We start from the raw sequence: 18033 nt of genomic DNA, 5'->3' as shown, positions 1-18033 counted from the left end.
TCGCATCATGAGCGCACATCAAATTGTTTACCTCGTATTCGGAATTGTGTTAACCATCGCACTGGCTTTTGACCTAGGATTGTTAAGTAAGAAAAACAAAAGCATCTCAATTCGTCAGGCATTAAACCAAACCATGTTCTGGGTAGGTCTGGCAATAGCATTTTTTATTTTCTTATGGATAGAAGGTCCGGCCCTGGCATTGGAAAGTTCCGATGCAACCGGAGAAATAAGCAGACATCAGTTGCCTTTTGAATTTTTGAGTGCCTATTTAATGGAATGGAGTTTAAGCATCGATAATATTTTTGTTTTCATTCTCATCTTTAATTCCTTCAATGTAAAAGAAGCCTATTACTCAAGGGTATTGTTGCTGGGTATTTTAATGGCTATTATTTTCCGCGTAATCTTCATTACATTGGGAGTAGCACTAGTAGCTAAGTTCTCCTGGGTGCTGTATATTTTCGGAGGATTTTTAATTTACACTGGCTATCATATGTTCAAAGCCAATGATGATGAGCAGTTTGATCCGCAAACCTCTAAAATTTATAAGTTCTTAAAATCCTTCCTGCCCCTGGTAAACCATGACGGAGAAGGCAAATACATGGTACGTGAAAACGGTAAGCCGGTTTATACTACTTTATTTGTAGTGGTGGTATTACTGGCAGCTATTGATTTGGTATTTGCACTGGATTCTATCCCTGCAGTAATGGGTATTTCAAAGGATCCGCTCATTATTTACACGTCTAATATTTTTGCAGTATTGGGTTTGCGTTCGCTATTCTTTTTATTAAGAGGAGCGGTAACCAAATTCGATTATTTGCAACAGGGTATTGCCATTGTACTGGTGTTCATAGGTGTAAAAATGCTGGGCGAACATTACTTAAGTATGTGGATGAGTAAAACCAGTCAGGTTGCCCTTTCATTGGGAATGATTGTGTTGTGTATATCAGGATCCATTTTGTATTCGATAGTATTAGAGAAAAAAGGTACTCCAAAAGATTACATAGACGATTCTGTAAAATAATTCTATGCCTTACTGCCTGGGTGATATTGCCGCTATTTTACAGCAGAACATTCCAGCGAATGCAACTCTGCCCGTAGAATACCTGGTAACAGACAGCAGAAATATTATTGATCCGGCAAAGAGTATTTTCTTTGCCATCAAAGGGCCACGCAGATCCGGAATCAGTTTTGTTAACGAAGCTTATCAACAGGGCGTCAGGATATTTGTAGTAGAGGAACCCATTGATTCAGCTGCTTTTGCAGGGGCAGTTTTTATGCAAGTACCCAATGTGATCGGGGCTTTGCAGGAACTGGCAGCGCATCACAGAAAACAATTTTCTATTCCGGTAATTGGTATTACCGGAAGCAATGGAAAAACCATTGTAAAGGAATGGCTGTATCAGTTACTGCAACCAGATTATCATATTGTAAGAAGTCCGCGAAGTTATAATTCTCAGATAGGTGTTCCGCTAAGTGTATGGCAAATGAATGCGCAACATACACTGGCTATTTTTGAAGCAGGTATTTCTGCAAAAGGAGAAATGCAGGCATTGGCCAATATTGTGCAACCTACTATTGGCGTATTCACCAATTTGGGAGAAGCCCATAACCAGGGATTCGATAATCCCGATCAGAAGTTGGAAGAAAAAGCATTATTGTTTCAGCATACGCCTTTGATAGTAACAGCGGCTGATTATATGCCCGCTTCTTTCATGCAAAGCAAAGGAGTGGTTGCGTGGGGATCAAAACTGCAGGACATCGGTGGTGGTTCTGTTCCGCAATTACTGGTAGCGAAGCAGGAGAGGAAATTAGCGGAAACAGTTTTACAATTACACTATAAGAATGAAGCATCGAACAAAAAAGCAGATGCTATTTCAGCCGCCACAATTCAAGTGCAATTTGAATTGGCGCTGCCTTTTACGGACGAAGTCTCTGTTCAAAATGCGCTCACCTGTGTACTGGTGATGTTGCAACTGGGCTATGTATTCCCTGTGATTCAACAAAGAGTAAAACAATTACAGCCAGTAGAAATGCGGATGCAATTAAAGAGGGCCATCAATCAGTGTTATGTATTGAATGATAGTTACAGCAACGATAAAGTTTCGCTTTCACTGGCACTGCAGTTTTTAAAAGAGCAGGCAGGAAATCAGCCCATTGTTGCTATACTTTCTGATATTGTAGAATCGGGTGAGCCACTGGATCAATTATATAATCATATAACACAACAACTGGCGAATGCAGGAGTAAAAGCTTTGTACGCAGTAGGTCCGCAGATGTGCAGTTATTTTAAGGAGGCTTCCTTTTCTGACTCAACAACCAATCTAGCTTTAACAGAAAACTCCCAACTTAAAAATAAGTTCTTCCCATTCAAAGTTCAGTGCTATGAGCAAACGAGTAATTTGCTGGAAGCATTGAATGAATTGCAATTTCAGCAACAATATATTTTACTGAAGGGGGCAAGAAAATTTGCCTTTGAACAGGTAGCGCATTGGTTAGAACAACAAGTGCACCAGACCATCATGGAAATTAATCTGACTGCTATGGTGCACAATTTAAAAGAGTACCAGTCGCTGCTCCGGCCTCAGACCAAAATGATGGCCATGGTAAAAGCCTTTGGCTATGGCAGCGGAGCGGGAGAAGTAGCCAGAAGATTGCAACAGCAGCAGGTAGATTATTTATCGGTAGCTTATGCAGACGAAGGAGTAACTCTTAGAAAAGCAGGTATTCATTTGCCCATCATGGTTATGAGCGCCGATGAATATTCCTTTGATGCTATGGTGAATCATTCGCTGGAGCCTGAATTATTTTCCTTCCCCATTTTAGAAGCTTTTCATCACTATATAACACAACAGGGTTTACCGCAATATCCCATTCATATCAAGCTTAACACGGGTATGAACCGGTTGGGATTTGATACGGCTGAAACTGACAAGCTTTGTGATTGGTTGCAGCATCAGAAATTATTGCGTGTTAAATCTGTGCTAAGCCATCTGGCAGCAAGTGAAGACAAAAACGAAGATGAATTTACACAACACCAGGTAGATTTATTTACCCAGGCAAGCAATCAGATAGAAAAGGCATTGGGTTACCCTGTAATAAAACATATAGCCAATACAGCCGCCATCCGAAGAAATGCTAACTGGCAGTTTAATATGGTAAGACTGGGCATAGGGCTCTATGGTGCCGATAATATACGCGACACTGAGTTGTCATTACAAACAGTAGCAACGTTAAAAACAACCGTGGCACAGGTGAGACACCTGAAAGCAGGCGAAACCATCAGCTATAACCGATCAGGTGTGTTAACCAGAGATAGTATTATTGCAACGGTAAGAATTGGATACGCAGATGGTTATTCCCGAAGAATGGGTAACGGAAATGGAAAAATGTTTGTAAGAGGAAGCATAGCCCCAACTGTTGGAAAAATCTGTATGGATATGTGTATGATTGATGTAACCGATATTCCCGGTGTAAAAGCGGGGGATGCGGTAGAAATTTTTGGAAAGCATATTTCCATTCAGGAAGTTGCCAAAGCGGCTGATACCATTGCTTATGAAATCATGACGGGGATTAGTTTACGCGTGAAGCGAGTGTATATAGAGGAGTAGCCTTATTTGCAAAACTGCTTCTTAAGCAAAGCTGCCTGCAAACTCCCCAGTTTTTCCGCCTGTGAAAAGTCGGAGCAGGAACCCGATTTATCATTCAGTTTTTGTTTGGCTAAAGCTCTCTGTAAAAAGAAAGGTGCTTCCTTTGCATTAAACAAAATGGCTTTATTGTAAAACTTGATGGCAGACTTAAAATCGGCAGCACTGAAATAGGTGTTAGCCAGCTGAAAATAAAGTGTCTCGTCGCTATCATCAATTTCAATTGCAAGATTTAAATCTAATACTGCAGCACCAAACTGTCCCAATGTCTGCCTTATTTCCGCTCTGATTCTATAAGCTTCTGTTTCGTTTTCGTCCATATCGATTGCTTTGTTGCAATCCTGTAAAGCCCCATTAATATCCATCATTGCTTTTTTAACAGAAGCACTAATAAGCAAAGGTTCAACCTGACTGGGAGAAGCCTTCACCACTTTTTTAATGTCTTCCAAAGCCTCCTCCAGACGGTTTAGTTTTAACAGGGCTTTGCTTCTGTTGGTATATGCTTCGGAATAAGTTATGTTTTTCTCGATGGCACTGTTAAAAAACTTCAGTGCCTCCTCTGTTTTTTCCTGCTGCATTAATACCAGGCCCTTTTGATTTAAGGCTTCCACATTATCGGGCATTAACTGAATCGAGTTGTCTAAATCAGCAATTGCCTCTTTCAACAGCTTTAATCCCGCATTAGCTTTTCCCCTTAAAAAAAAGGCACGGGAAAGCATTTCACTGTTTTTCTCAGCCGCAATCAGTTTGTTTAGGCCAGGTAAGGCTTCTTTAAAGTTTTTGAATAAGACTTTATTGTTGGCAGCTTTTAAAATATCGGCGGAAGACTGTGCCCTGACCAAATTAACATTAGAGACAATAAGGATGACTAACAGCCAAAAATTTTTGTTCATGACAGGATTTCTGTTACACGTTAAATCGGGGGGAAGCGAAGTTCAGTATTTGGGGGATTTTTTAGTACCTATTTATAGGTATAACTTGTCAAAGCTATCAATTTTTGAGGAAAAGTTAACCAAATTTTATACTTTTAGCCCATAACAAACTAATATGAAACTAAAACTACTATTCACTACCGCTATTTTGGCAATTTCTACCTTAGGTCTTTTGGCACAGGACAAGAAAAGAAAGGAAATTGGTTTTATTGTTGGGCTTCAACGCTCCAATCTCGACTACAATCAAATTACCACTATGAATGTATCCGAGGAAGCGAAAAGCAATATCGGAGGTTCTTTTTTCCTGAATTCCAGATTGATTGGACATTTTATTACACTTAGAACTGAACTGGGTTTTTATTCTAAAGGAGGAACTTATAAAAGTACTGCACCCGGAGTACCAGATGAAACCAATCTGTCTTATGTAGCAGCTCCCGCTTTGTTACTTCAAACAAAAATTGGCTTTTTAAAAGCTTATGCGGGCCCTCAATTGGGCTTTTTAATCACTGCTAAATCCAAAACTGGTAACGTAGAATCAGATGTAAAAGCTGCTTTTAAAACCACCGAGTTGTCCGGTATTATTGGTGCGGAAATGAATTTGCCACTTCGTTTAATGGCAGGTGTTCGCTATAATTTTGGTATTTCCAATATCAATGAAATTGCACAAGGAACTAGTAGACCAGGCATGTATATGTTATATGTTGGATTGAGATTACGTAAATAATTGGCCCCTCCCCCCAGGCTGGAACGAAAAGAAACGTCATGAAGGTGATAAAACTTTTATCAGTTGCTCTGTGCATGGTTGTTATTAACCAGCAGGCAAGTGCCCAAAAAAAGATTCAGGTAAATATTCAGGTAACCGATGTCCATTTGAAATATTCAAATAAAAGCGGAACTGACCCTCGGATTAAATTCTACAATAAACAAAACAATGCCTTATTGAATCCTAAAGATTCAGAGGGCTTTAATTGCTTTCATCTGGTAGATTTTAAACAAACGGATGCAATGGTAGATTATCCTTTGCTCCCCATTGAATGGGATTTGAGCAGTGGTTCGGCCATTGGTCTGAAGATGGAAGCTTTTGAAAAAAATAAAAGAAAGGTGATTGTGAATTTGACGGAAGCGGCTTGTTCAATAAAGACAAAATGCACGAATTTGGTGAATGGGTGATTGACTTAAAGACTGTAAAGCCAGGAGTTGCTTCTAACAAGATGTCGGTAACTACATCAGGTGGAAATTTCTCCATTGAATACAAAATAAAATATTCCTTACCGGCAGCAGATGCCATTGTATTAGACAATCCAACCGGCAAGTATTGCAGCAATACAAAAGTAAAATTAACCACCGGCGCTTCTCTATTGCCCAATAAGGAAGATGTATTGTACAAATGGGAGTATCAGCTGGAGGGATCAGGCAGCTGGAGTTTATTAACCACTACTTCTTCTCCTGAATTACAAGTAAGCATGGGTGATGTATTGAAAGCACAGCCCGTTGCCAATCAGAAAATCCTGGTAAGAGCTTCTTTAATGGTGCAATCAGAACTGGGGATGCCAGCAGAAAGTAGTTTTATTTTCATGCCCGCTGCGCCTACATTGCAGTTAAGTGATATTGCGGTGGCCAATACCTGTAAGGATTTGTCGGAAGGAATCGTGAACATCAAAAATATTCAGGGCTTTACAGAAAAATATGCACTGCAATTAAAGCCTTCAGATAAGCTGGTAAAATCAACAGATGGTAATGCTCAGTTTACAGGAATAGCCAAGGGACAATACCAGTTGGTTTTAACCAATGACGATCAGAATCAGGGAGTATGTAATGTGAGTTATCCAGTGGTAGTAAATGAACACCCTGCATTGGTAGAGGGCTCCAAAAAAATTAATCCTGTAACCTGTAATGGTTTGTCGGATGGATCTGTGATTTTAACAGTCGGTGGTGGTAATCCAGCAGGGCTGAGAGCTACTATTCTGCCTCAGGCAGGTAATCTGGATATCAAAAACCGCGAAGTAAGTTTTACCGGTCTGCCAGCTGGAAAGTATGTAATTCAGGTATTGGATTCCTGCAATAATAAAATAGAATTTTCCGCTACTCTTTCAGAGCCGGTTGCAGCAAAAATTAATGTAACCAATATTGTAAAAAGCAGTTGTGCGGAAACACCAAATGGATCATTTACAGTAAGTATTACCCAGGGTGTAGGACCTTTCCGTTATGTATTAACAAAGACCGAAACAAAGAAGGAGATTGTTAAAACCGATTTCACTAATAATCCAACCTGGTTGTTTAGCAACCTGACTGCCGGTGAATACACCGTATTGGTGTACTCTAACAACAGTGATGTTTGTAAACCAATTGAAAGAAAACTGCGCATTGAAGAATCGGTATTGGAAGCGGAAGTAAAACTGACGAAGAATATTTCGGCAACCAGTGAAGATGCCAAGAATGGCGCGCTACATTTTGCAGCAACAGACAGTAAATTGTCCTTGCAATTTATTCTGACCAATCTGGTAAACAATCAGGTGTACAGCAATACAACCGGGCATTTTGACAATATTCCGGCTGGTAGGTATTCACTGGCATTAAAGCGTGCAGACACCAATTGTGGGGATATGCAAAAAATTAATGAAGTATTCACCATAACAGCAACTCCGGTTCAGATTGTGGAAGACACAACTAAAAAAGATACTTCCAGATCGGGCGGTTCAGATTTATGATTTTATACTATAACTGCACCTTATCTTTGTTTTTACGATAAAATTGAGCCGTGAAAGCAAAACAGATCATATTTCTAATACTCGCCATTCTGCTGATTGATCAGGGATCTAAGTTCTATATTAAACTGAACTACTATACCGGTGAAGAGCACAATGTGCTGGGTACCTGGTTCAGATTGCACTTTGTAGAAAACGAAGGAATGGCCTGGGGCTGGAAATTCGGGGGCGAGTTTGGTAAAATAGCATTGACTTTGTTCCGGTTGGTAGCAGTTATCTGGGGTAGTTTCCTGATCCGGAATTTTATCCGTCAGAAGCAACACAAGGGATTCTTAATTTGTGCAGCCCTAATTTATGCCGGTGCATTGGGAAATCTAATTGACAGCCTTTTTTACGGACTTATTTTTGAAGCCAGCAATCCTTTTACACAGAACGTTGCAACCTTTTTACCCGCTGGCGGTGGCTATGCCGGATTGTTTCATGGGAAAGTGGTAGACATGTTGTATTTCCCCATTATTACCAATTCTCAGTATCCAAGCTGGATACCCATTGTAGGTGGGGAAGAGTTTGAATTCTTCAGACCCGTATTCAATGTGGCAGATATGGCTATTTCAACAGGTGTTATTGCCATTCTTATTTTCCAGAACAAGTTCTTCAATAAGCATGAAGAAGCCCAGCACAACACCGTAGAAACCAATGCGGATGTAAGCGATAAGACGCAAATATTTTAAATAGAGGCCTAATTCCATTTTTGCAATTTTTTGTAAATCTGGAGTCGGATTCCATTTTTACATATTTTTGTAAATCTGGAGTCGGATTCCATTTTTGCATATTTTTGTAAATCTGGAGTTTGAATCTGTTGTCAAAACAGGGTGCTATGGCAAAATTGATTAAAAGGGAGATTTTTGTTCAGGCTGAATTTAAGTTGAGTCAGTTCAGGGCTTTGTGTATTACAGGTCCAAGGCAAAGTGGTAAAACTACTTTGAGTAAAATGCTGTTTAAAGACAAGCCCTATGTAAATTTTGAAACTCCCTCTACTCAAGTAGCCTTTCTGGAAAATCCAGAGATTTTCTTAAAAACTTATAGCAAGGGAGCCATATTTGATGAAGTGCAGAGAGTGCCTTTAATATTCAGGTATCTGCAGGAAATGCTGGATAAAAATACCCAACGTGGCCAGTACATATTAACGGGCTCTAATAACTTTTTACTCCAGGAACAGGTGTCGCAATCTTTGGCAGGGAGAGCTGGATATTTGTCTTTATTGCCGCTGAGTTTTGAGGAAATATCGTCAGCGGGTTTGCCTTCGGAAACAGTTGATGAGCTCATTGTAAATGGAGGTTATCCGGAAATATGGCAGGAAAAGCTACAGTCTACTATTTGGCTGGAAAGTTACGTGCAAACCTATGTGCAGCGTGATATTCGGTTGCTTAAAAATATCAATGATTTAGCCACTTTTAGTCGGTTTGTATTTTTGTGCGCTAATTATGCAGGACAGTTGGTAAATAGAGAAGCTTTGGCAAAAGGCACAGGTGTTGATACAAAAACGATACAATCCTGGTTGGGTCTGTTAGAAAGTAGTTTCTTGGTTTATCAATTGCAACCATGGTTTAATAATGCGAATAAGCGGTTAATCAAGAGTCCCAAATTGTATTTTCATGATACAGGATTATTATGTTATCTGTTGGGAATACAGAATAAAACACAACTAAGAAAACACCCTCAATACGGATCCATTTTCGAAAACTGGATCATCTCTGAAATTCAAAAAAACCGTATAAATGAGGGGGATACAAAGCCCATGTATTTTTATAGAGACAGTACTGGAAACGAAGTTGATTTGCTCGTGCATAAAAACGATGAGTTGTTTGCTGTGGAAATTAAGTCTTCTAAGAAAGTTGATTCCTCCATGCTAAAAGGCTTGAATCATTGGAACAAATATCATCCGGATGCCAATACTTTATTAATTTACGGAGGAGATAAGGCCGATGAAATAAAACCCAATCAAAACATATTGCCCTGGAATCAAATTAATCAGTTTTAAAAAATACAAATGAAAAAAATATTCTTCCTTTTTTTTGTTGCAGCGCTTGCTGCGTGCAACTCAAATAATGTGGATACCATTGTACACCACGCTAAAATTTATACCGTAGATTCTGCCTTCACTGTGGTGGAAGCCATGGCCATTAAAGATGGAAAGATTGTAGCAATTGGAACCAATGATGATATAACAGGCAAATACAAAGCTGATAGTGTTGTAGATGCAAAAGGAGCTGCCATTTATCCGGGCTTTATAGATGCGCATGCGCATTTTCTTGGATATGCTTCCTCCTTGTATCAGGTAGATTTATTCAACACCAGCACCTGGGAAGAAACCGTAGACCGAATTGTAGCTTTTTCCAAAGAGCATCCTGAAATTAAATTCATACAGGGTAGAGGATGGGACCAGAATAAATGGCCAGGCAAGAAATATCCTACCAATGAATTGCTGAATAAATATTTCCCGAACACGCCTGTAGTAATTGCCCGTGTGGATGGACACGCATCTATTGCTAACGATGCTGCTTTAGCATTAGCCGGCATTAAGCCAGGTGATAAAGTAGTAGGTGGTGAAATAGAAACCATCAATGGAAAGCTAACAGGCGTGATGATCGATAACGGTGATGCAGCGGTATATGCCAAAATTCCTTCACCAACTAAGGAAGAGTGGGCAACCTGGTTAAAAACAGCAGAGAAGAATTGCTTTGCACAGGGATTAACTACCATTACAGATTGTGGATTAAGTCATCAAGATGTAGACTTATTAGATGGATTGCACAAGAGCAATCAGTTGAACATGCGCTTGTATGTAATGCTATCTGACAATCCAGACAATTACAATGTGTATCTTAAGAAAGGTCCATATAAAACGGATAAATTATTTGTGAACGGATTTAAAGTGTATGCAGATGGAGCACTCGGAAGCCGTGGTGCCTGTTTATTAAAACATTACACAGACCAACCAGGTTGGGGCGGATTTTTATTGCGCAACAAAAGTCATTACGATTCACTGGCCAATGTGTTGAGCAAAACGGAGTTCCAGATGTGTACCCATGCCATTGGAGACAGCGCTAACAGAGAGATCTTAACCATCTATAACAAATACCTGCAACCCGGCAATGACAAACGCTGGAGAATAGAACACGCGCAGATTGTAGCACCCGAAGATTTTCAGTTATTTGGTAAAGTGAATGTGGTTCCTTCTGTGCAACCCACCCACGGAACCAGTGATATGTATTGGGCAGAATCCAGATTGGGTAAGGAAAGAATGAAGGGAGCATATGCCTTCAAAGATTTGCTAAAGCAAAATGGATGGATACCATTAGGAACCGATTTCCCGGTAGAAAATATTTCCACTTTTAAAACCTTCCTGGCATCCGTTGTGCGCAAAGATGCAAATGGATATCCTGCAGAAGGATTTCAGATGGAGAATGCGTTAACCCGCCAAGAAACAATCAAGGGAATGACCATCTGGGCTGCTAAAGCAGGATTCCTCGACAAAGAAGTAGGAAGCCTTGAAGCAGGAAAGAAAGCAGATTTTATTATTCTGGATAAAGACCTTATGTCTGTTGCTGAAGCAGATATTCTTAAAACAAAAGTCACTGCAACTTATCTGGGTGGGAAGCGAGTGCATTGATACTTTTATTATTAGTTAAAGGGAGGGCATATGCCAATTCTCGCTGCCCTCAAATTTTAGCATAATTATTTCTCATTCCTTTAGAAGTAGCTATGCTAAAATTTGAGAAATGCTCGAATCAGCATATATCCCTCCCTTTTCATTTATCAATAAGAAATCAATGCAATTCATTCCACTTTAATTCTTAAAATTGAATAAATCCTGTATTTGTATAATGCTTACCTGAGTTTGTATAATTCGCTGCTGATTATTTAGAGAAACTTTGCTTCTTAAATAATCAAATATGCAAAAGACAATTTTTATTACAGGTGCCAGCAGTGGTATTGGAAAAGAAACTGCTTTATTGTTTCAGTCTAAAGGATGGAATGTAGTAGCAACCATGCGCAATCCGGCTGTTGCGACTGAGCTAAATCTATTGGATAACATATTGGTGCTGCCTTTGGATGTATTGGATTTGAAAAGCATTCAAGCAGCAGTTGATCAGGCCCTTCTTCGTTTTGGTGGTATTGATGTATTGTTAAATAATGCAGGATACGGCGCTTATGGCCCTCTGGAATCATTTACCAAAGATCAAATATTAAGACAGTTCAATACGAATGTAATTGGCCTGCTCGATGTAACCAGAGCCGTTCTTCCTTACTTCAGAGCGCAAAAGAAGGGTATGGTAATTAATATTTCTTCCATTGGAGGAAAAATGACATTCCCATTAGGTAGTCTATACCACGGAACCAAATTTGCAGTAGAAGGAATTTCTGAATCACTATCCTATGAGGTTGAGTCTTTTGGGGGACAAGTGAAAATTATAGAACCAGGAATGATTGCAACCGACTTTGCTGGCAGATCATTTGATTTTAGTAACGATGCAACGATGGAGGCCTATCAACCCTTAGTAGGTGCTTTGATAAATGCAATGCCCATTATGGCAGCCAATGCCTCACCAGCCAGTTTGGTAGCAAATGTTATATTTGAAGCAGCAACCGACGGTAAGCAGCAGTTACGTTATACTGCTGGCGAAGATGCAAAAATGTTAATGGAAACACGCAAACAAGCTGATGATGCCAGCTTTATAAGTGGAATCAAATCACAGTTTGGTCTTTAATTACCTGATAATTACAATATGAAGACATTGATTCATCTGCATAGCATGTCCGACTTATTTAAGTTGTTCAATTTAGGAAGCCAACATCATCCTTTAGTTGCCGTAATGGATTTTAGTAAAGTGTCTGAAACCATTGACCAGCATACCAAGATTACCACAGATTTTTATTCTATCATGTTTAAGAATTATTGTAGTAATCATATTAAATATGGCAGAAAAACAATTGACTTTCAGGATGGAAACCTAATCTGTATAGCACCTGGTCAGGTGATAGAGATTGATAGTGAAGTAGCACCAAGAGAAGATATGTTGGGTTGGGGATTGTTCTTTCATCCCGACTTAATTAGAGCTACGGCATTGCATGAGAAAATTCAACAGTATGGTTTCTTTGAATACGAAATTTCTGAAGCACTTCACTTGTCTGAAAAAGAGAAAACCATTCTATACAAATTAGTACAAAAAATTGAGTCGGAGTTAAAAGAAAACATTGATGATTACAGTCAGCCAATTGTAGTTTCTTCTATAGACTTATTGCTCGAGTATTGTAAACGTTTTTACGGAAGGCAATTAATAACCAGGAAGGAAGCAAATACTTCTATTGTTGCCGCCATTGAAAATGCACTCAAAACGTTTTTTGCCAATAAGGAAATTAGTGAGCTACCTACCGTAAAGTATTTAGCTGCACAAGTGCATCTATCACCAGGCTATTTAAGTGATATTTTAAAGAAGGAGACGGGCAGAAACGCACAGGATCTGATTCATTACTATCTGATAGAAGAAGCAAAAACAAGGCTACTTAATAGCAACTTGAACATCAATGAAATCGCCTATGCCATGGGCTTTGAATATCCGCAGTATTTTAATAAGCTCTTTAAGCTAAAGACCGGCAAAACCCCGGTTGAATACCGCAACCTGAATTGAGAAGTAAAGGAGATAGCATATGCCAATTCTCGCATAAGAAAAAGCACGTACAAATTCTCTCGGCCCTCAAATTTTGAGCTTACACACACATGAGTGATATATAATTAAAGAGGGCAAACATGCTAATTCGAACATTTCTCAAATTTTAGCAACGCTACTTTTCAAGAAATGAAAAATAAAAATGCTAAAATTTGAGGGCAGTGAGAATTGCCATGCAGCCCCTGCTTATATTAATTTACTTAAGCTCACCAACCATTTGCGAAGGCACCACCCAAAGATCAAACTCTTCTGCAGTTAAGTACCCAAGCTTAATAGCCATTTCCTTTAAAGTAGTTCCTTCCTTGTGTGCTTTCTGTGCAATTTCAGCGGCTTTGTAGTAACCAATCTTGGTGTTTAGTGCAGTCACCAACATCAAGGAATTATTTACGTGCTTCTGAATATTGGCTTCAATAGGTTCAATACCTATTGCGCACTTATCGTTAAAGCTTACACAACCATCTCCAATTAAGCGGGCACTGTGTAAGAAGTTGTAAATCATAACAGGCTTGAATACGTTCAATTCAAAATGACCGTTAGAGCCACCAATATTAATGGCTACATCGTTCCCCATTACCTGAGCAGCAATCATGGTTAATGCTTCACACTGAGTTGGATTTACTTTACCTGGCATAATAGAAGAACCTGGTTCGTTGTCTGGAATAAACAATTCACCAATACCGCTTCTGGGTCCGGAAGACAACATACGGATATCGTTGGCAATCTTCATCAAACTAACGGCTACTGTTTTCAAAGCGCCGTGTGCTTCAACAATAGCATCGTGCGCTGCCAAGGCTTCAAACTTATTTTCAGCAGTTACAAAAGGCAATCCGGTTAGGTTGGCAATATGTTTGGCCACATTTACATCATATCCTTTAGGGGTATTGATACCAGTACCAACGGCAGTTCCACCCAATGCTAGTTCACTTAAGTGTTCAAGGCTGTTCTTAATGGCTTTTAATCCATGGTTTAACTGAGAAACATAGCCGCTGATTTCCTGACCTACGGTTAAAGGAGTAGCGTCCATGAAATGTGTACGGCCAATCTTTACAATATGCATGAAAGCTTTGCTCTTAGCAGCTAAAGTATCACGTAATTTTTCAATACCAGGAATGGTAGTCTCCACTAAAATCTTGTACGCTGCAATATGCATGGCAGTTGGGAAAGTATCATTACTGCTCTGAGACTTGTTTACATCATCATTTGGATGCAAGAACTTGTCTTTGTCGGTTAAGCTTCCACCTTTTAATACATGTCCACGATATGCAATTACTTCGTTTACGTTCATATTGCTCTGTGTGCCGCTACCCGTTTGCCATACAACCAATGGAAACTGATCACTTAAAGTACCCGATAATATTTCATCACATACAGTACCAATCAATTCTGCTTTTTCAGCTGGTAAAACACCTGCTTCCATATTGGTTAAAGCAGCAGCCTTTTTTAAATAAGCAAATGCCGCAATAATTTCTTTTGGCATTTTGTTAATGTCCTGCGCAATCGGAAAATTCTCAATACTGCGCTGTGTTTGTGCGCCCCAATAAACGTGTGCAGGTACTTTTACCTCGCCCATTGTGTCCTTCTCAATACGGTAGTCCATCATTAAATTTTTAAAGGGTCTAAAAATGAGTGCAAAGGTAAATAATCAACCGTTACCTGTAAGTCCTAGTTTCTGATGGGTAATTTATCAAATAAGAAAGTAAGGCTGTCTCTGCCATTGGGGTTTGCAAAATAGACAGTCCCAACGCCTTGAATGGTTGTTTCGGGTCTGGTGAGAATATCAACTTTTCCGCTAATTCCCCTTAAGACATCAGTTGAACTAGGTTTCTGGTAAGTAAAAATGTTGCCCGCCGCATTAAAATCATAAGAGGTTCTGTCAATCCCGTTCAATTTTATTTCAAAATAGTATCTGCCCAAACTGGTTGTTTTGTAAGCATATATGGTGTTATTGAACCTTATGGCATATGCAGAGTCACAGTAAATTACATTGTTGTTGTCAATCCAATAAAATGTTCTCTCACCCGTTGCTGTTTTGGGTGTGGTAAGGTAATCGGGAACTTTGGAACAAGAGAGGCTACTAAACGCAATTGCGAAGGCAATAAAGAGTTTATTCATGTTAGTTGGTTTATCAACTTATGAAAACAAATTATATGCCAAAAAATAAAATATGTTCACGCCTGGATTTACTTGCCTGCGAAATTCGCCTTGCGTTTTTCTATGAAGGCTGTAGTGCCTTCCTTCATATCATCGGTACCAAAGCAGTTGCCGAACTCAGCAATCTCCACGCTGTAGCCATTCACATTTTCTTTATACACTGCATTGGCACTGAGTATGCAACCTGCAACAGCCAAAGGTGCTTTTTCGTTAATCACAGATAATATGGAAACAGCTTTTGCAATCAATTCTTCCGGGGCCACTACATAGTTCACCAATCCGTATTGTAAAGCAGTAGCGGCATCAATCATTCCCGCACTCATTAGTAATTCCAACGCACGTCCTTTACCAATCAACTGTACCAGACGTTGTGTGCCACCATAGCCAGGAATCAATCCCAGGTTCACTTCTGGCTGTCCGAATTTTGCGTTGTTCGATGCAATGCGGAAATGACAACTCATCGCCAGTTCACATCCACCCCCTAATGCAAAACCATTCACGCAGGCCACGACAGGCTTGGGAGAATTTTCAATCTTGAAAAAAATGTCTTGTCCTTTTTTAGCGAGTGCCATTCCTTCTGCAACAGAAGCACCAATAAATTCACTGATATCTGCACCAGCAACAAAGGCTTTGGGGCCTGCACCGGTAATGATCACCGATTTAATCTCGGCATTGCTATACACTTCATCCATAGCAGCACTTAAATCGCTCATCACTTGCTGATTCAGTGCATTTAATTTGTCCGGACGATTAATGGTAATAGTGAAGATACCCTGTTCGAGGGCAGTCAATAAAGTTTGGTAAGCCATCTCGTTAAATTTGGCGCAAAGATACAGCAGAGAGGGAAAAGAAAACTGGTAACCCTAAAACGGTCTGTTAATCTTCACCCATTCCTTAATATAGCTGGCGATATTAGTAGTAGAAGTGCCGGGGGCAAAGAGTTCCCCAACGCCCATATCTTTCAGCGCTTTCATATCGTCATCAGGTATAATCCCGCCGCCGGTAAGCAAAACATCGTTCAGGCCTTTTTCTTTCATTAAGCCAATGACTTTGGGAAAAACGGTCATATGCGCACCACTCAAAATGCTGATGCCAATGGCGTCCACGTCTTCCTGCAAGGCAGCGTTCACCACCATTTCAGGGGTTTGTCGCAGGCCGGTATAAATTACTTCCATGCCTTCGTTGCGCAAAGCGGTGGCAATAATTTTTGCTCCGCGATCGTGTCCGTCTAATCCCACTTTTGCTACTAAAACCCGTATAGGTCTGTTCATATCACTGGTTAATTATGTTCCAAAATACTCAACACTTTTTTAATTCTTTCTATCGTGGCTTCTTTGCCGATGATTTCTGCAATATCAAAAACGCCGGGTCCAAATTTACCCCCTACCAACATGATGCGCAATGGCAACATCAGTTCGCCGGGTTTTAAATCCTGCGCTGCCGCAATTTCCTTCAATGTTTTTTCCAAATCAGTTGCTTCCCAAACCACGCTGCTTTCATAAGCTTTGGCGAGTTCAATGAAGAACATATTCTTGGTATCATTCCATTTGGGTTGGATGGAAGCTGTATCAAATTCGGAAGGGGTTGCAAAGAAGAAAGCAGCCTGTGGCACAAAGTCGGCCAGCAAAGTGCAACGCTCTTTCACCAACTGAATCACGCGCAGCAACAGCTCGCGGTCAACGCCTGCAGAAGCTGAACCTGCATCAGTAACAAACCCCTGAACCCCAGCCGCAGCAAGGGTTTCCGACACCTGGTCTGCCAACTGTTCCGGAGCAGCGCGTTTAATCCACTCCTGGTTATACCACAATGCTTTTTCATAATTGAACTTCGCACCACCTTTGTGCACACGGTCCATAGAAAATGCACGAATCAATTCATCTATGGTAAAAATTTCCTGATCGGTACCATCGTTCCAACCCAATAAAGCCAATAGATTCACAAAAGCTTCCGGCAAAAATCCACGCTCTTTAAAGCCAATGGTTTTTTCACCGCTTTTAGGATCGGTCCAGTCCATGGCAAAAACAGGGAAGCCCAAACGGTCTCCGTCGCGCTTGCTGAGTTTACCATTTCCATCGGGTTTTAAAATCAATGGAAGGTGCGCCCACTGTGGCATATCGGCCGACCAGCCTAAATATTTCCACAACAAAATATGAACAGGTGCACTGGGCAACCATTCTTCCCCACGAAAAGCGTGGCTGATTTTCATTAAGTAATCATCTACCACCACCGCTAAGTGATAAGTAGGCATGCCATCCGCTTTTAGCAACACTTTATCGTCCACTTGTGAAGTATGAAAACTCACTTCTCCACGAATCATATCGGTAAACGTAACCGTTTCATCCAACGGCATTTTAATGCGCACCACATGGGGCGTTCCCGCAGCCAGTAACGCAGCCACTTCATCGGCACTCAGTGTAAGTGAGTTGCGCATTTTCATACGCAATGCATGATTGTATTGAGGCGAAGGATTTTCTTCCGTTTTGTATTGCACCCGCATCTGCTCTAATTCTTCGGGTGTATCAAATGCATAATACGCATGACCGGTTTGCACCAGCTGCTCAGCATATTGCTTATAGGTAGCTTTTCTTTCGCTCTGTCTGTAAGGCGCATAAGGTCCGCCATGCACAGGGCTCTCATCTGGTATAAGACCACACCAGGCAAGGGTATTGAAAATATATTCTTCCGCACCGGGTACAAAACGGGATTGGTCGGTGTCTTCAATTCTCAGAATAAAATCACCGCCATGTTTTTTAGCAAACAAGTAATTAAATAATACCGTTCTAACGCCGCCTAAATGCAATCCACCCGTAGGGGATGGGGCAAAACGCACCCTTACTTTCTTATCCATGCTGCAAATATAAATCATTCG

Annotated in this window: 16 protein-coding genes; 10 read left to right on the top strand and 6 right to left on the bottom strand. The window is 40.4% G+C overall.

Annotation, left to right across the window (positions count from 1 at the left end):
- Positions 1-7: 7 nt before the first annotated feature.
- Complete coding sequence (locus P767_RS0108325; protein ID WP_026764137.1) at positions 8-1021, top strand: TerC/Alx family metal homeostasis membrane protein; 1014 nt, start codon at positions 8-10, stop codon at positions 1019-1021.
- Positions 1022-1025: 4 nt separating this feature from the next.
- Positions 1026-3608: a bifunctional UDP-N-acetylmuramoyl-tripeptide:D-alanyl-D-alanine ligase/alanine racemase gene (locus P767_RS0108320; RefSeq protein ID WP_026764136.1), complete on the top strand. Its 2583-nt coding sequence runs from the start codon at positions 1026-1028 to the stop codon at positions 3606-3608.
- Positions 3609-3610: 2 nt separating this feature from the next.
- Here the strand turns inward: P767_RS0108320 and P767_RS0108315 are convergent, their stop codons facing one another.
- The gene (locus P767_RS0108315; protein ID WP_026764135.1) at positions 3611-4537 is read right to left on the bottom strand and encodes a tetratricopeptide repeat protein; all 927 of its coding nucleotides are present in this window, start codon (positions 4535-4537) and stop codon (positions 3611-3613) included.
- Positions 4538-4691: 154 nt separating this feature from the next.
- Between P767_RS0108315 and P767_RS0108305 the strand changes: the two genes are divergently transcribed.
- The 8 genes from P767_RS0108305 to P767_RS0108270 all read left to right on the top strand — a co-directional run bounded on the left by P767_RS0108305 (position 4692) and on the right by P767_RS0108270 (position 12974).
- Positions 4692-5300: an outer membrane beta-barrel protein gene (locus tag P767_RS0108305; RefSeq protein ID WP_026764134.1), complete on the top strand. Its 609-nt coding sequence runs from the start codon at positions 4692-4694 to the stop codon at positions 5298-5300.
- A gap of 38 nt (positions 5301-5338) precedes the next feature.
- Positions 5339-5746, top strand: coding sequence for a hypothetical protein (locus P767_RS0108300; RefSeq protein WP_157611431.1), 408 nt, complete (start codon positions 5339-5341; stop codon positions 5744-5746).
- A complete protein-coding gene (locus P767_RS0108295) occupies positions 5722-7284 on the top strand; it encodes a SprB repeat-containing protein (RefSeq protein ID WP_026764132.1) in 1563 nt (520 codons plus the stop codon). Before P767_RS0108300 ends, P767_RS0108295 begins: the two co-directional genes overlap by 25 nt.
- A gap of 50 nt (positions 7285-7334) precedes the next feature.
- Positions 7335-8012, top strand: coding sequence for a lipoprotein signal peptidase (locus P767_RS0108290; RefSeq protein WP_026764131.1), 678 nt, complete (start codon positions 7335-7337; stop codon positions 8010-8012).
- 146 nt (positions 8013-8158) lie between these two features.
- Positions 8159-9322 carry an ATP-binding protein gene (locus P767_RS0108285; protein WP_157611429.1) on the top strand — a complete coding sequence of 388 codons (1164 nt, stop codon included), beginning with the start codon at positions 8159-8161 and terminating at the stop codon, positions 9320-9322.
- Between the two features lie 9 nt (positions 9323-9331).
- Positions 9332-10954, top strand: a complete 1623-nt coding sequence (locus tag P767_RS0108280) for an amidohydrolase (RefSeq protein ID WP_026764129.1) — start codon at positions 9332-9334, stop codon at positions 10952-10954.
- 283 nt (positions 10955-11237) lie between these two features.
- Positions 11238-12053, top strand: a complete 816-nt coding sequence (locus tag P767_RS0108275) for an SDR family oxidoreductase (protein ID WP_026764128.1) — start codon at positions 11238-11240, stop codon at positions 12051-12053.
- 18 nt (positions 12054-12071) lie between these two features.
- Entirely contained in the window at positions 12072-12974 is a 903-nt protein-coding gene (locus tag P767_RS0108270) for a helix-turn-helix domain-containing protein (RefSeq protein ID WP_026764127.1), read from the top strand.
- Positions 12975-13209: 235 nt separating this feature from the next.
- Here the strand turns inward: P767_RS0108270 and fumC are convergent, their stop codons facing one another.
- The 5 genes from fumC to gltX form a co-directional block, all read right to left on the bottom strand.
- The gene (gene fumC / locus P767_RS0108265; RefSeq protein WP_026764126.1) at positions 13210-14610 is read right to left on the bottom strand and encodes a class II fumarate hydratase; all 1401 of its coding nucleotides are present in this window, start codon (positions 14608-14610) and stop codon (positions 13210-13212) included.
- Positions 14611-14675: 65 nt separating this feature from the next.
- Positions 14676-15125 (bottom strand): hypothetical protein, encoded by a 450-nt coding sequence (locus P767_RS0108260; protein ID WP_026764125.1) that lies wholly within the window; start codon positions 15123-15125, stop codon positions 14676-14678.
- Between the two features lie 68 nt (positions 15126-15193).
- Positions 15194-15973, bottom strand: a complete 780-nt coding sequence (locus tag P767_RS0108255; RefSeq protein WP_026764124.1) for an enoyl-CoA hydratase/isomerase family protein — start codon at positions 15971-15973, stop codon at positions 15194-15196.
- A gap of 54 nt (positions 15974-16027) precedes the next feature.
- Positions 16028-16435, bottom strand: coding sequence for a cobalamin B12-binding domain-containing protein (locus tag P767_RS0108250; protein ID WP_026764123.1), 408 nt, complete (start codon positions 16433-16435; stop codon positions 16028-16030).
- Positions 16436-16443: 8 nt separating this feature from the next.
- A complete protein-coding gene (gene gltX / locus P767_RS0108245; protein ID WP_026764122.1) occupies positions 16444-18012 on the bottom strand; it encodes a glutamate--tRNA ligase in 1569 nt (522 codons plus the stop codon).
- Positions 18013-18033: the final 21 nt, after the last annotated feature.

Origin of the sequence: Sediminibacterium salmoneum NBRC 103935 (genome assembly GCF_000511175.1) — a bacterium.
In the GTDB taxonomy this organism is placed as follows: Bacteria; Bacteroidota; Bacteroidia; order Chitinophagales; family Chitinophagaceae; genus Sediminibacterium; species Sediminibacterium salmoneum.
This window is presented reverse-complemented; position numbering and strand designations above follow the sequence as displayed.